This window comes from Ruminococcus sp. 1001136sp1 (assembly GCF_039841815.1).
In the GTDB taxonomy this organism is placed as follows: Bacteria; Bacillota; Clostridia; order Lachnospirales; family Lachnospiraceae; genus Blautia_A; species Blautia_A faecis.
The window spans coordinates 62,056-75,064 of the sequence record NZ_JBDPGY010000002.1; the positions used below are offsets into that span (position 1 = coordinate 62,056).

Sequence of the window (13,009 nt, forward strand, 5' to 3'; positions counted from 1 at the left end):
AGTTGCTGTTCACTTTGTGCCCGGTAACATATAAGAGACTTTGGACAGATACGGTGGAACTGCGTGTATTTGTCCAGAGTCTGTTTATAACTAATGTAGTGAACGTAAGATAATGTGGATTATTTCCTGCTCTTGCACGAACCTTGTCTTATATTCAGCGTATTGGTGCATAATAAAATCCATTTTGCCGGATGGGTAAAATGTCAGGAGAAAGTCGTATGAGTATTTATACAAAGAATGGTGACAAGGGAACTACCAATCTTGTCCATACGAAAAACGTTTCCAAAGCGGATGACCGAATCCAGCTGGAGGGAACCATAGATGAACTTTCCTGCCATATTGGAGTGTTGAAAACCATGATCAGAGATGGAGATACCATCCGTTTCCTGGAAAAGATCCAGGAAAATCTGACCAGAATTGATGCAGGAGTGGCAGATCCATATAATAGAGAGTATAAGATCAATGATGACAAGACAGAGCTTTTAGAGGAAGAGATTGACCGTTTGACGGGGCTTTTTCATATGCCGAAGGAGTCCTCATTACCTGGGGCTTGTCGCTTGTCTGCTGAGATTGATGTGACTTGGGCTGTGGCCAGAAGAGCGGAGCGTGATCTTGCCGCTGTAAGTGTAAAGTTTGGTTCTGACACAGGAAGCAAGAAATATATGAACCGTCTGGCCGACTATCTGTATGTGCTTGCACGCTACGAAGAAGCGGAGGCAGCAGGTCAGAAGACGGGAACGTCAAAGCTTGTAGAAACTGACGCATCTTCTGAAAATACGGAACTACATGCAAGTGGAACTGAGAAAGTGGCAGGAGGAAGCGTGAGCGTGGATACGAAAGTTGAAAATTCTCTCATATCTGGTACCTCTGATTCTGTAGACGAAGCTGTAATTCAGGCAGTACTGCGCCGCATGGGTATGCAGAATAAGATTACACTGGATGGAGCGAAGAAGCTGATCGGGAAAATCGAACAGGAAGCCCTTCGTCGCGGTAAGAAAGCGGTGATTGCAGTTTGTGGTCCGGAAGGAAATCCAATTGCCGTTCATGTAATGGACGGAGCATTTCTGGTAAGCTTTGATGTCGCTTTGAAAAAAGCTTATACTTCTGTTGCGGTGAAGATGTCCACCATGGAATTATCCAAACTGGCTCAGCCAGGTGGAACCTTTTACGGCGTAGATAAGATGGATGGTGGAAAAATCGTGATTTTCGGAGGCGGTGTGCCGCTGAAATCCGGAGATACGATTATCGGAGGTCTTGGCATAAGCGGAGGCACAGGAGAGGAAGATCATAGCCTGGCAGAATATGCATTGTCCGTATTACCAGAAATATTGTAGTTGGAATATAGTACAAGGATTATGACAGAGAAAGGCTATTTTTTCAGGAAAGAGAAAAAGCCTTTCTTTTTTTCGTACGGAGCTTTTGAGACAGAGAGCAGTTTATAACCCGTTTTATCAATAGTCTCTTTCAGTTTTGCTTCATCAAGATCATTTTCTGTAAGGATAACCGTCTCTCCTTTTGTATGGGACGAGGTGACTTTTTTTACAGAAAAGTTATTACGAATACTTTCGTTAATGTGGGATTCACACATTCCACACATCATTCCGTCTATTTTTAATGTAATCTGCTGCATAATTTAATCTCCCTTTTTTAATAGATTTGCCATAAATGTCCTGGCGGTATGTTTTCAAACACGCTCTAAGCTGTGTAATCAAATTTCACAAAGGACAGCTCGCAGTTTGCAATACGGCTGCAGATATTTACTGCTGAATACATTACCACGGAAAATTCTCCGTCAATAGTATCCACATGAAGATAACGTCCGTCAGCGGAGATTCTGGCGTGTTTCACATCGCCTCGCTCTGTCAGTTCTTTTATGATTTCATTTGCCAGGTCTTCCGTAACAGTTTTTGATAAATGATAACATCTTCCCATGATTCAACAGCTTCCTTTCGTCATACTTATGTTAGTTGCTTCTAATTGAAAATATTATAGCACGTTTCAGAAAAAAGAAAACTTCAGTTACAGATAAAATTTATCATTTAAGTGTCGAATTATGTGAGAATTTTACGACCGAATTTCGTTGTAATGGCAACCGGCTTTTGTTAGAATAAAAGAAACGAAAGAGAAAAACAATTTCTGATTTTCTGCGGCGTTCTGCAGCAGTATGTGCGGACAGTTTTCTGCCATGGGCTAATCTGCCTGATCAGCAGCAATTCCATCATCCGGTTACTTGAAAACCTGCTACATAAGGGTCCTGGAATAAGAGACCATTCTGGAAAAATGGCATATATAGCGAAAACAAGAATAAGCTATGGCTTTTTTCGAGTCTTAACAGCAAAAGAAAACGCATAAAATGCGTCAACGTAGCCTGTAAAAAATACAGGAATGATTCTCTGTCGTTTTTCTTACGACGAAAAAAATCACATCTTTAGCATATCTGAGAAATAATAGAAAAAGAAGTCAATTCTTTTTTTGTGGGCGGGCATCCGGCCAATGCTCGCCCTCCTAATCAGCTTTTCTTATATTTTCCTGGTGTAGTTCCTTTGTATTTTTTAAATGTACGTATAAAATAGCTCAGATCATTAAATCCATTTCGATATGCAATATCTGTAATAGAATCATCGGTTGTGGAGATTTCATAGCAGGCTCTCTCAATGCGCTGCCTGTTCAGATAATCCATGGGAGTCTGATGGGTCATTTCGGAGAAAAAACGGCAAAAGTATTTGGGTGACATGGATACGGAGGCCGAAAGCTGTTTTAGTGTCAGAGCCCCCGTATAGTTGTGCTCAATGAAATCAAGTACCTGTTTCAGCTGTAAAATTCTCTTATAATCACGTCTTGCGCGTGTTATACTTTCAAGATAGTAATGATTACTAAAAATAATGCCGAAAAAGTGGTAAAATTGTCCAATTACAGTGAGCTCGTAGCCAGGTTCTCTTTTCCAAAGAGAATCAAAAAGACTGTTTATTGTATTGCAGATTTCTATATGCTTTGGTGTAAAATGATGATAGATCAGAATTTCCTGATGAATAATCTTCTGCATATATCCTGCACAAACAGAATTATTTTTGAGGAAAACATTTCCGTCGAAAACAATGCACTGATAAAGACAATTATCAGGAATTCCACTGTGAAGAATTCCACTATGTACAAAAATGATGTCTCCAGCTGTTGCAATGAAACTTTTTTCGTCTAAAGTGACAGTGAGAGAGCCCTCAAGAATACGAATGATTTCATATTCTACATGCCAGTGATAGGACATTACATAGCGCGGATGAGCCTGATCAATATGATGAAATTCAAAAGGAAAATCATATGTTCCCCTTAAACGGTCTTCATTATGGTCCAGATCCTGCAAAATAAATTCCTCCTTAAGTTAATTTGATGGATTTTTTACAAAATGATCAAAAAAGTGAATATTGTACTATTTTTTGCTATTATATCACAAGTAATTACGGTTTGGCAATTGTATACTATGAACTATAGGAAACAGGGAGGTTTTTTAGTGAAACCTCTTAAAAAAGAATATATTTATTATGGAGGTAATGAATCATGGCAAAGAGCAGATTAGTAGGCAGCTATCCGGTTATCGGTATCAGACCAACAATCGACGGACGTAGAGGAGCACTCGATGTCAGAGGATCTCTTGAAGAGCAGACAATGAATATGGCTAAATCCGCTGCGAAACTTTTTGAAGAAAACCTGAGATATTCCAACGGTGAGCCTGTTAAAGTTGTTATCGCTGATACAACAATCGGACGTGTAGGTGAAAGTGCTGCATGTGCTGACAAATTCCGTAAAGAAGGCGTAGACATCACACTTACTGTTACACCGTGCTGGTGCTATGGCGCAGAGACAATGGATATGGATCCTCAGACAATCAAAGCTGTATGGGGCTTCAACGGAACAGAAAGACCAGGAGCAGTTTACCTTGCATCCGTTCTTGCTACACATGCACAGAAAGGTCTTCCGGCATTCGGTATCTATGGACATGATGTTCAGGAAGCTGATGACACATCTATCCCGGCAGACGTTGAAGAGAAATTACTCAGATTCGGACGTGCAGCAGTTGCAGCTGCTTCCATGAGAGGCAAATCCTATCTGCAGATCGGTTCCGTTACAATGGGTATCGGCGGATCTATCATTGATTCCGATTTCATCGAATCCTATCTTGGAATGCGTGTTGAATCCGTTGATGAGGTAGAAATCATCCGTCGTATGACAGAAGGCATCTACGATCACGCAGAATTTGAGAAAGCTCTCAAATGGGCGAAAGAGACCTGTAAGATTGGTTGGGACAAGAACCCTGAAGAACTGCAGTTCTCCCCAGAGAAGAAAGAAGAGCAGTTTGAGTTCGTAGTTAAAATGGCAGTTATCATCAAAGAGCTGATGAACGGCTGCGATAACCTTGATCCTGCATTCTCCGAGGAAGCAATCGGACACAACGCTCTGGCAGCTGGTTTCCAGGGACAGAGACAGTGGACAGATTTCTATCCAAACGGTGACTTTGCAGAAGCTATGCTGAACACATCCTTCGACTGGAACGGAGCTCGTGAGCCATACATCCTCGCTACAGAGAATGACGTTCTCAACGGACTTGGAATGATGTTCATGAAACTTCTTACAAACAGAGCTCAGATCTTCGCTGATGTTCGTACATACTGGAGCCCAGAGGCTGTTAAGAAAGCTACAGGATATGACCTTGAAGGCGTAGCTAAAGAAGCTGGCGGATTCCTTCACCTGATCAACTCCGGTGCTGCTTGCCTTGACGCTAACGGCGAAGCTAAAGATGAAAACGGCAATGCTGTTATGAAACAGTGGTGGGATATCACAGAAGAAGACCAGAAAGCTATCATGGAAAACACTGAATGGTGTATGGCTGACAACGGATACTTCCGTGGAGGCGGATACTCCAGCCGTTATGAAACAAAAGCTCAGATGCCTGCAACAATGATCCGTTTGAACCTTGTTAAAGGACTTGGACCGGTTCTGCAGATTGCTGAAGGATGGACAGTTGCTCTTCCAGCAGAAGTATCTGACAAACTTTGGAAACGTACAGACTACACATGGCCATGTACATGGTTTGCTCCAAGATGCGATGGCAAAGAGGGACCGTTCAAGACAGCTTATGATGTAATGAACAACTGGGGAGCTAACCACGGTGCTATCTCCTACGGACATATCGGAGCTGACCTGATCACAATGTGCTCTATGCTTCGTATCCCGGTATCCATGCATAACGTTCCGGAGAAAGATATCTATCGTCCGGCAGCTTGGAATGCATTTGGAATGGATAAAGAAGGTGCAGATTTCAGAGCTTGCAAGAACTATGGACCTCTTTATAAATAATTAGCTTTTTATAATTTAACTGCTTTCTTTCACTCCCCCAGGACAATGAAGGAAAGCTGAGAGAGCGGGACTTTTGTCTCGCTCTTTTATTGTCTGGGGCTCTTTATCGGACATACATTCGCATGATTTCACGCCCGGATTCCCGATTTTTCTGTGAAATTGTTTATAAAAACACCTCGCGGAACATTACCGGTGAATAGTAACTGTTGCTGTAAAATAATGGGAAAATATGAGAAAAATGGTTGCAAGTTTTTCCTGGTGTGTTACAATGAAAAACAGAAAATGTATATAAGAGGGAAAAGAGGATATATATGAAGAAAAAGCTGGGAATGTTGCTGGCTGTGCTTCTTACTTTTTGCATGACTGTGGGAGTTTTTGCAGATGCAGGAAAGACACAGCAGGTTGATTATAAAACAGATTACTATATGATTGTAGAATCGCCTGATGGCGGTGTTGACATGTATTCAGAGGCAGATGCTTCCAGCCCGAAGCTGAATGATGAGCTGATTCCTAATGGAACTGCGATCCATGTAGAAGGAGAGACCACAGATGAAGCTGGAAAGGTATGGGTATATGCTCAGCTTCATGGCATGTTTGGTTTCCTGGAAGAGAATTATCTGAAGCCGGCTACTCTTGCCGAGGCAGTGGCATCAGAGCTTGCCTTATACGGAAGCAAGGATGCGAATTACAGTATTACAGTCAATGCTAAGGAAGACGGTTCCGTTTGCCTGTATAAAGGACCTGGAAAAAAGTACGGCACAGTTTCCGGAGGCTGTAATATAGCGAATGGTGAGAAGTTATATATTGATACAGAAGTAGATACTGGTAAAGATGGTATCTGGGGACACACAGAGGCTGGTGATGTTTCTGGCTGGGTAAATATTGCAGAAGCCACCAATACGGAAGAGAGTACAGTAGAACTTGTTCCTGAAAATGAGAAAGAAGCAGAAGACGGTTCCCAATCTGTTCAGGCTGGAGAGAATACTTCTGAAGTTGGAAAAGCAGGTACCGAAGGCAAAGATATCGGTGATGCGGAGGCAGAGCCAACAGGCACTCCTACCCCGAAGCCTGAGAAGACAAGTACTCCTGCTCCGAAGCCAACTGAGACGAGTACTCCTGCTCCGGAACCGACTAAGAAAGCAACTGCAGCTTCAGAGCCAACTGAGACAAGTACTCCTGCCCCTGAGCCGACTGAAGCGAGCACTCCTGTCCCGGAACCAACTGAGGCGAGCACTCCTACCCCGGAGCCGACTGAGACAAGTACTCCTACTCCGGAACCAACAGAGACAAGTACTCCCACCCCGGAGCCAAGTGTGACTATTGCGCCTACAGAAGAGGCAACAGTAACAGTTGCTCCTTCAGAAAGTGCAGAACAGAAAGCGTCCAGCGAAAATGTGGAGAGCACAGATAAAGGAATGAATTCTGTTATCTGGATTCTGGTTGTAGTTATTATCATTGGCATCGCAGTGGTAATCTGGCTCCTTAAGAAAAAAGGAAAAAATAGTGAATCATAATAAACATGAATAATAAAAGCTCCGCCGGGAATCCGACGGAGCTTTTTAGCTGAAATAAAAAATTATTTGTTGATAACAACACCTTTCTGAAGCATAACGTTTGCGTAAACAGCTTTCTCACCTGTAGCGATAATACAATATGCTTTCTTTGCCTCTTCATAAAATGCGAAACGCTCGATATTTCCAACTGCCTCGGCGCCACGTTCATCATGTTTGGAAACAATCTCTTTGTATGTATCCCAGATTGGAGTTTTTACCGGATCGCCAGGCATAACTTCCATCAGGGTAACTGGTTTCTCTACATAAGAATCAAGAGGGATAACAGTAAGGATAGCGTCCAGAAGTTCTGGAACTCCATGTCCGTCGCAGCGAACAACAATTGCATCTTTACCCATTGATTCTACTGGGAAGTTGCCGTCCGCGATAACGATGCGGTCGCTGTGTCCCATCTCGCATAAAACTTTTAAAAGCTGTGGTGAAAGTATTTCTGGAATTCCTTTTAACATAATATATTCTCCCTTCGTTCTTTCTCAGAAATCTGGCACAGTAATCTAAAAAAACTGATACCGGTTCCGAAAATATTCTACTCTATAAGTTACCTTTCTTTTCTGGATTTTTCAAGGTAAAATTTTACGCAAAAAGATGAAATATTTACGGTTGACAGACATTTGGAAAAGAGTTAATATGAACTAAAACAGAAACGTTTCGGTTTCTTGAAAACAGAAGATTCACAGCCTGTATCAGCAGGCAGAAGGAGGAGAATATGCCACTTGTTACATCTAAGGAAATGTTGTTGAAGGCTCAGCAGGGAGGTTACGCAGTGGGTGCATTTAATGCAGAGAATATGGAGATGGTGAAAGCTATCATTCAGGCAGCTGAGGAGTTGAAAGCACCTGTTATGATCCAGACTACTCCATCTACTATTAAATATGGCACTCTTGAGACCTATCAGGCAATCGTTGCAGCAGAAGCTGCAAAGGCTTCCGTTCCGGTTTGCCTGCACCTTGACCATGGCAGTAGTTTTGATCTTGCGATGAAGGCTCTGAAGGCTGGATATACTTCCGTGATGATTGACGGTTCTAAGCTGGATTATGAAGGAAACATTGAGGTGAGCAAGAAGGTGGCTGACGTAGCAGCTTCTATGGGAATCCCATGCGAGGCAGAACTTGGTAAGGTAGGTGGTAAGGAAGACGACCTGGTTGCAGTTGCAGATACCAATACCGATCCACAGGAAGCCAGAGAATTTGTAGAGCGCACCGGCGTTACTTCTCTTGCGGTAGCAATCGGCACAGCACATGGCTTCTATGTGGGAACTCCTGTTCTTGATAAGGAGCGTTTAAGTGAAATTCGTGAAGTTGTAGATATTCCTCTGGTTCTTCATGGCGCTTCCGGCCTTAGCGATGAGGATGTTATGGATTGCGTAAAGAGAGGAATCTGTAAGGTTAATTTTGCCACCGAGCTTCGTGCAGCATACTCCAAGGCTGTCAGAGAGACACTTGAGGATGAGAAGGTATTTGATCCTAAGGCATATGGCAAGGCTGGAATTGCAGCTGTGAAAGAGCTTGTAATGGCCCGTATGAAAGTTTGCGGCTGTGACGGAAAGGCTGAGTAAGAGGCTGATTTATGGCAGCGACGATGAAAGATATTGCCAGACGGACAGGACTTGGTCTGGCAACGATTTCCTCTTATTTCAATGGGGGGAATGTAAGAGAGAAGAACCGTATCAAGATCGAAGAAGCCATCGAAGAATTACATTACGAAGTAAATGAAGTTGCCCGCGGTCTGAAGACCAATGCGACCAAGACAGTGGGGGTTGTGATTCCAGAGCTGAACAATGTTTTCTGCGCAGAAATCATCAGTGGAATGGAGGATATCCTCCGAAGCCATGGATATGCAGCGATTGTCTGTGACTGCAGAACAGATAAGAAGCTTGAAAAAGAAGCAGTGGATTTCCTTACCCGGAAACGTGTGGATGGAATTATCAATATGCCGGTAGATATGACTGGAGCCCATCTGAATGAATTTCAGAAAACAGGTAAACCCATTGTGCTTATCGACCGTATGATCCAGGGAATATCCTGCGACTGTGTGCTGGTGGATAATGTAAATGCAGCTGAGAAGGCTGTTGGCATGCTGGTAGAAGAACAGCATCAGAAGATTGGTCTGATCGGTGGACCGGATGAGGTATTCACTGCCAGACAGCGTATGTTAGGATATATGAAAGCACTTAAGGCTCATGGAATTGCGGTTGATGAAAAGCTGATCTGTCATGGTGATTACACGATCCAGGGAGGGGTTCAGGCAGTAGAAGAGCTGTTGAAAGAGAATCCGGATATGACAGCTGTTTTTGTGACGAACTATGAGATGACTATGGGGGCAGTGATCGGGCTTAACGAGATGGGGGTATCCATGCCAGAGGAGATTTCCCTGGTGGGATTTGACAATCTGCCTTTTGCCCGTGCATGCAGACCTGCACTTACCATTGTTTCACAGCCCACAGAGAAAATTGCAAGGGAAACAGCACAGATCATGCTGGAACGGCTTGAAGGAAGAGATGAGCTTCCTGACCATATTGTACGGAAACTTCAGACTGATATTTTTATGGGGAAATCCATAAGGAGACAAGGATGAGCAAAGACTATTTATTAGGAATTGATATTGGAACCAGCGCGTGCAAGGTTGCCATATTTAACAAGAACGGAAAGGTGATGGCTTCCGCCAATGGGGATTACCCTGTTTATTATCCTCATGAGGGATGGGCGCAGCAGAAGCCGGATGAATGGTGGCATGCGGTTTGCGGCGCTATTTGCGAATGCCTGGAGACAGGTAATATTTCAGGAGAGCAGATTGCCGGAGTGGGAATTGATGGGCAGAGCTGGTCGGCTATTGCCATTGACCATGAGGGAAATGTTCTGACAGATACACCTATCTGGATGGATACAAGAGCCCAGGAAATCTGCGACAGACTCAATAATGAAATCGGCAGTGAGAATATTTTCAATGTTGCAGGTAATTCTCTTCAGCCTTCTTATACCACAGCGAAGATTCTCTGGTATAAGGAGAATATGCCTGAAGTATATAATAAGATTTACAAGATCCTTCAATCAAACAGCTTTATTGCTTACAGACTGACTGGTGCCATCACACAGGATCTTTCACAGGGATATGGCCTGCATTGCTTTGATATGCGTACTGGTACCTGGGATGAAGTGATGTGTGAGAAACTGGGAATTCCTGTGGATTTTCTTCCGGAGATTGTTGCGTGCGATAAGGTAGTGGGAACTGTGACGGAAGAGGCGGCAGCCCAGAGTGGACTGACTGTCGGAACTCCTGTAGTGGCCGGCGGTCTGGATGCAGCCTGTGGGACACTTGGTGCAGGTGTGATCCATCCGGGGGAGACCCAGGAGCAGGGTGGACAGGCTGGTGGCATGAGCATCTGCACAGATACATACAAAGCAGATCCAAGTCTGATCTTAGGATATCACGTAGTGCCAGGCAAGTGGCTTCTTCAGGGAGGAACTACCGGAGGCGGCGGTGTCATGCGCTGGTTTGAGAGAGAATTTGCAGCTTATGAGAGGAGCCGCAAGGCGGATACCGGGAAATCCTCTCTGGAACAACTGAATGAAATTGCCGAGGCAGTACCAGCCGGAAGTGAAGGCGTTGTGTTCCTTCCATATATGTCCGGGGAGAGATCCCCTGTCTGGAATCCATACGCCAAAGGCGTTTTCTATGGACTTGATTTTGCTAAGACCAAGGGACACATGGTAAGAGCCTGTATGGAGGGCGTAGCATTTTCCCTGCGCCATAATCTGGAGGTGGCTGAAGCAGCAGGTGCTAAAGCAGAAGTTCTTCGTGCTATGGGAGGTTCAGCCAATTCCCTTCTCTGGACTCAGATTAAGGCTGATGTGACAGGCAAGGCAGTGGTGGTCCCTGCTTCCGATACAGCAACCACATTAGGTGCTGCAATCCTGGCTGGCGTAGGAGTTGGATTTTATAAAGATTACGAGGAAGCGGTTTCCATGACAGTGAAAGAGACAAGACGCCATGAGCCCAATCCTGAGAATAAAGAAGTTTATAATAAGACATACCGTACATATAGGGATTTATATGAATCTCTGAAAGCTATGATGGTACGGAAGTAAGGAGGTATTTCAAGATGAAAGCAGCAGTTGTAGTTGCAAACGAGGATGTACAGTACCAGGAAATCGAAGAACCGCAGGCAAAACCAGGCTGGGTAAAGATTAAAGTAAAAGCTTCCGGCATTTGTGGCTCTGATGTTCCGCGAGTATTGAATCATGGTGTTCATTTTTATCCTATCGTTCTTGGACATGAGTTTTCTGGTGATGTAGTAGAAGTTGGCGAAGGGGTCACTAAGGTGAAAGTTGGCGACCGCGTTTCCGGGGCTCCGCTTCTTCCGTGCATGAAGTGTGATGATTGTCAGAATGGAAACTTCTCCTTATGTAAGCATTACAGTTTTATCGGTTCCAGGCAGCAGGGAAGTAATGCGGATTATGTAGTAATTCCAGAGCAGAATGCGATTCCTTTTGATCCGTCTATTTCCTATGAACAGGGTGCAATGTTCGAGCCATCCACAGTTGCTCTTCATGGACTCCTTCAGAATGATTATCAGGGCGGTCGCTGCGTAGCAATTTTAGGATGTGGAACAATTGGCATATTCACAATGCAGTGGGCAAAGATCTTTGGTTCCAAGAAGGTTGTCGTATTTGATATTAGTGAGGAACGCCTGGATCTTGCCATGAGAATGGGCGCAGATGCAGTTATCAATACAACCAAAGAGAATTATATGGAAGAGGCTATGGCAATTACCGGTGGTAAGGGCTATGAATATGTGTTTGAAACAGCCGGACAGGTTCCCACTATGCATATGGCATTTGAACTTGCTGCGAATAAGGCACACGTATGCTTCATTGGAACACCTCATGCAGATCTTACATTTACACCAAAGCAGTGGGAGAATATGAATCGTAAAGAATTCAAACTTACAGGCTCCTGGATGTCCTATAGTTCCCCGTTCCCAGGCAAAGAGTGGGATCTTACAGCTCATTATTTTGCAACCGGTCAGCTGAAATTTGATCCGGGATTTATTTATCGCAAAATGCCAATGAGTCAGGCTCAGGAAGCATTCCAGCTCTATAAGACACCTGGTCTTGTAAAGGGGAAGATTCTTCTGACGAATGAGGATTGAGCATATGATACTGACAGTAACATTAAATGCAGCCATTGATAAGCGGTATGTGGTAAATAACTTTAAGACTGGAGAAGTGAATCGTGTAAAGGAATGTACTTATGTTCCTGGTGGAAAAGGTCTGAATGTATCCAAGCCGGCTTCAATTTACGGAGCAGAGGTGATTGCCACAGGTTTTGTAGGTGGTTATGCAGGAGCTTATATTGAGAATGCACTGAAGCCGTTTGGTATTAAAAGTGCTTTTTATCATGTAGCTGCAGAAAGCAGATCCTGTATTAATATCTGGGATGAAGTTAATAAAGTTCAGACAGAATTTCTGGAACCTGGGTTTACCCTTACAGAAGAGGATTTTGCCGGATTTGAGGAAAAATTCCGTAATCTTGTAAAAGAAGCGAAAGTAGTTGCAATGTCAGGAAGTGTTCCGAAAGGACTTGATGGAACTGCTTATCAGCGACTTATAAAGATTGTAAAAGAGGCAGGAATTCCGGTTATTCTGGATACCAGTGGCAAACTTCTTGAAATGGGAATTGAAGCAGCACCTACTATGATCAAGCCCAATATTGATGAAATCCGCATGCTCACAGGCAAGAAATGTGATAATATTCAGGATATTATAGATGCGGCGAAAGAGATTCATGCAAAAGGTGTGGAAATCGTAGCTGTTTCCCTGGGAGCTGACGGTTCTCTTGCAGTAGGTAATGAAGGAATTTTCCGTGCACTGGTTCCGAGAATAAATGCAGTGAACACAGTTGGGTGTGGAGATTCTATGATCGCAGGATTCGCACTGGGTTTATCCAGGAGACTTTCACTTCCTGAGACAATGAAACTGGCAAGTGCTATTTCAGCGGCAGCAGCCATGCGCGAGGAGACTGGATTTTTTGTGATGGAAGATATGGAAAAACTGCTTCCACAGATTGAGGTTACTAAATTATAAGAAAAT

At 43.7% G+C, this 13,009-nt stretch carries 12 protein-coding genes; 8 read left to right on the forward strand and 4 right to left on the reverse strand.

Features of this window, described 5'->3' with window-relative positions; translation table 11 throughout:
- Nucleotides 1-218 precede the first annotated feature (218 nt).
- Nucleotides 219-1,334 (forward strand): cob(I)yrinic acid a,c-diamide adenosyltransferase, encoded by a 1,116-nt coding sequence (locus ABHC48_RS02255; RefSeq protein WP_173717927.1) that lies wholly within the window; start codon nucleotides 219-221, stop codon nucleotides 1,332-1,334.
- Between the two features lie 35 nt (nucleotides 1,335-1,369).
- Here the strand turns inward: ABHC48_RS02255 and ABHC48_RS02260 are convergent, their stop codons facing one another.
- From ABHC48_RS02260 to ABHC48_RS02270, 3 genes are all read right to left on the reverse strand, one after another.
- Nucleotides 1,370-1,630: a heavy-metal-associated domain-containing protein gene (locus ABHC48_RS02260; protein ID WP_148461172.1), complete on the reverse strand. Its 261-nt coding sequence runs from the start codon at nucleotides 1,628-1,630 to the stop codon at nucleotides 1,370-1,372.
- A 65-nt stretch (nucleotides 1,631-1,695) separates the two neighbouring features.
- Entirely contained in the window at nucleotides 1,696-1,932 is a 237-nt protein-coding gene (locus ABHC48_RS02265) for a hypothetical protein (RefSeq protein ID WP_118577765.1), read from the reverse strand.
- A 577-nt stretch (nucleotides 1,933-2,509) separates the two neighbouring features.
- Nucleotides 2,510-3,358, reverse strand: coding sequence for an AraC family transcriptional regulator (locus tag ABHC48_RS02270; protein WP_173734868.1), 849 nt, complete (start codon nucleotides 3,356-3,358; stop codon nucleotides 2,510-2,512).
- A 194-nt stretch (nucleotides 3,359-3,552) separates the two neighbouring features.
- Between ABHC48_RS02270 and ABHC48_RS02275 the strand changes: the two genes are divergently transcribed.
- Together ABHC48_RS02275 and ABHC48_RS02280 are read left to right on the forward strand one after the other, a co-directional pair.
- Nucleotides 3,553-5,349: an L-fucose isomerase gene (locus tag ABHC48_RS02275; protein ID WP_118577763.1), complete on the forward strand. Its 1,797-nt coding sequence runs from the start codon at nucleotides 3,553-3,555 to the stop codon at nucleotides 5,347-5,349.
- Nucleotides 5,350-5,660: 311 nt separating this feature from the next.
- Nucleotides 5,661-6,863, forward strand: coding sequence for a hypothetical protein (locus ABHC48_RS02280; protein WP_195699946.1), 1,203 nt, complete (start codon nucleotides 5,661-5,663; stop codon nucleotides 6,861-6,863).
- A gap of 62 nt (nucleotides 6,864-6,925) precedes the next feature.
- Here the strand turns inward: ABHC48_RS02280 and ABHC48_RS02285 are convergent, their stop codons facing one another.
- Nucleotides 6,926-7,369, reverse strand: a complete 444-nt coding sequence (locus ABHC48_RS02285) for an RbsD/FucU domain-containing protein (RefSeq protein ID WP_118577760.1) — start codon at nucleotides 7,367-7,369, stop codon at nucleotides 6,926-6,928.
- Between the two features lie 257 nt (nucleotides 7,370-7,626).
- Here ABHC48_RS02285 and ABHC48_RS02290 point away from each other — a divergent pair, with 257 nt between their 5' ends.
- The 5 genes from ABHC48_RS02290 to pfkB are packed head-to-tail and all read left to right on the forward strand — an operon-like array spanning nucleotide 7,627 to nucleotide 13,003.
- The gene (locus tag ABHC48_RS02290; RefSeq protein WP_173717930.1) at nucleotides 7,627-8,475 is read left to right on the forward strand and encodes a class II fructose-bisphosphate aldolase; all 849 of its coding nucleotides are present in this window, start codon (nucleotides 7,627-7,629) and stop codon (nucleotides 8,473-8,475) included.
- Between the two features lie 11 nt (nucleotides 8,476-8,486).
- Nucleotides 8,487-9,494, forward strand: a complete 1,008-nt coding sequence (locus ABHC48_RS02295) for a LacI family DNA-binding transcriptional regulator (protein WP_148461178.1) — start codon at nucleotides 8,487-8,489, stop codon at nucleotides 9,492-9,494.
- Nucleotides 9,491-11,005: a xylulokinase gene (gene xylB, locus ABHC48_RS02300; RefSeq protein WP_173716632.1), complete on the forward strand. Its 1,515-nt coding sequence runs from the start codon at nucleotides 9,491-9,493 to the stop codon at nucleotides 11,003-11,005. Before ABHC48_RS02295 ends, xylB begins: the two co-directional genes overlap by 4 nt.
- Before the next feature lie 14 nt (nucleotides 11,006-11,019).
- A complete protein-coding gene (locus ABHC48_RS02305; protein WP_148461180.1) occupies nucleotides 11,020-12,069 on the forward strand; it encodes a galactitol-1-phosphate 5-dehydrogenase in 1,050 nt (349 codons plus the stop codon).
- 4 nt (nucleotides 12,070-12,073) lie between these two features.
- The gene (pfkB, locus tag ABHC48_RS02310; RefSeq protein ID WP_195699945.1) at nucleotides 12,074-13,003 is read left to right on the forward strand and encodes a 1-phosphofructokinase; all 930 of its coding nucleotides are present in this window, start codon (nucleotides 12,074-12,076) and stop codon (nucleotides 13,001-13,003) included.
- The last annotated feature ends 6 nt before the right edge of the window (nucleotides 13,004-13,009 follow it).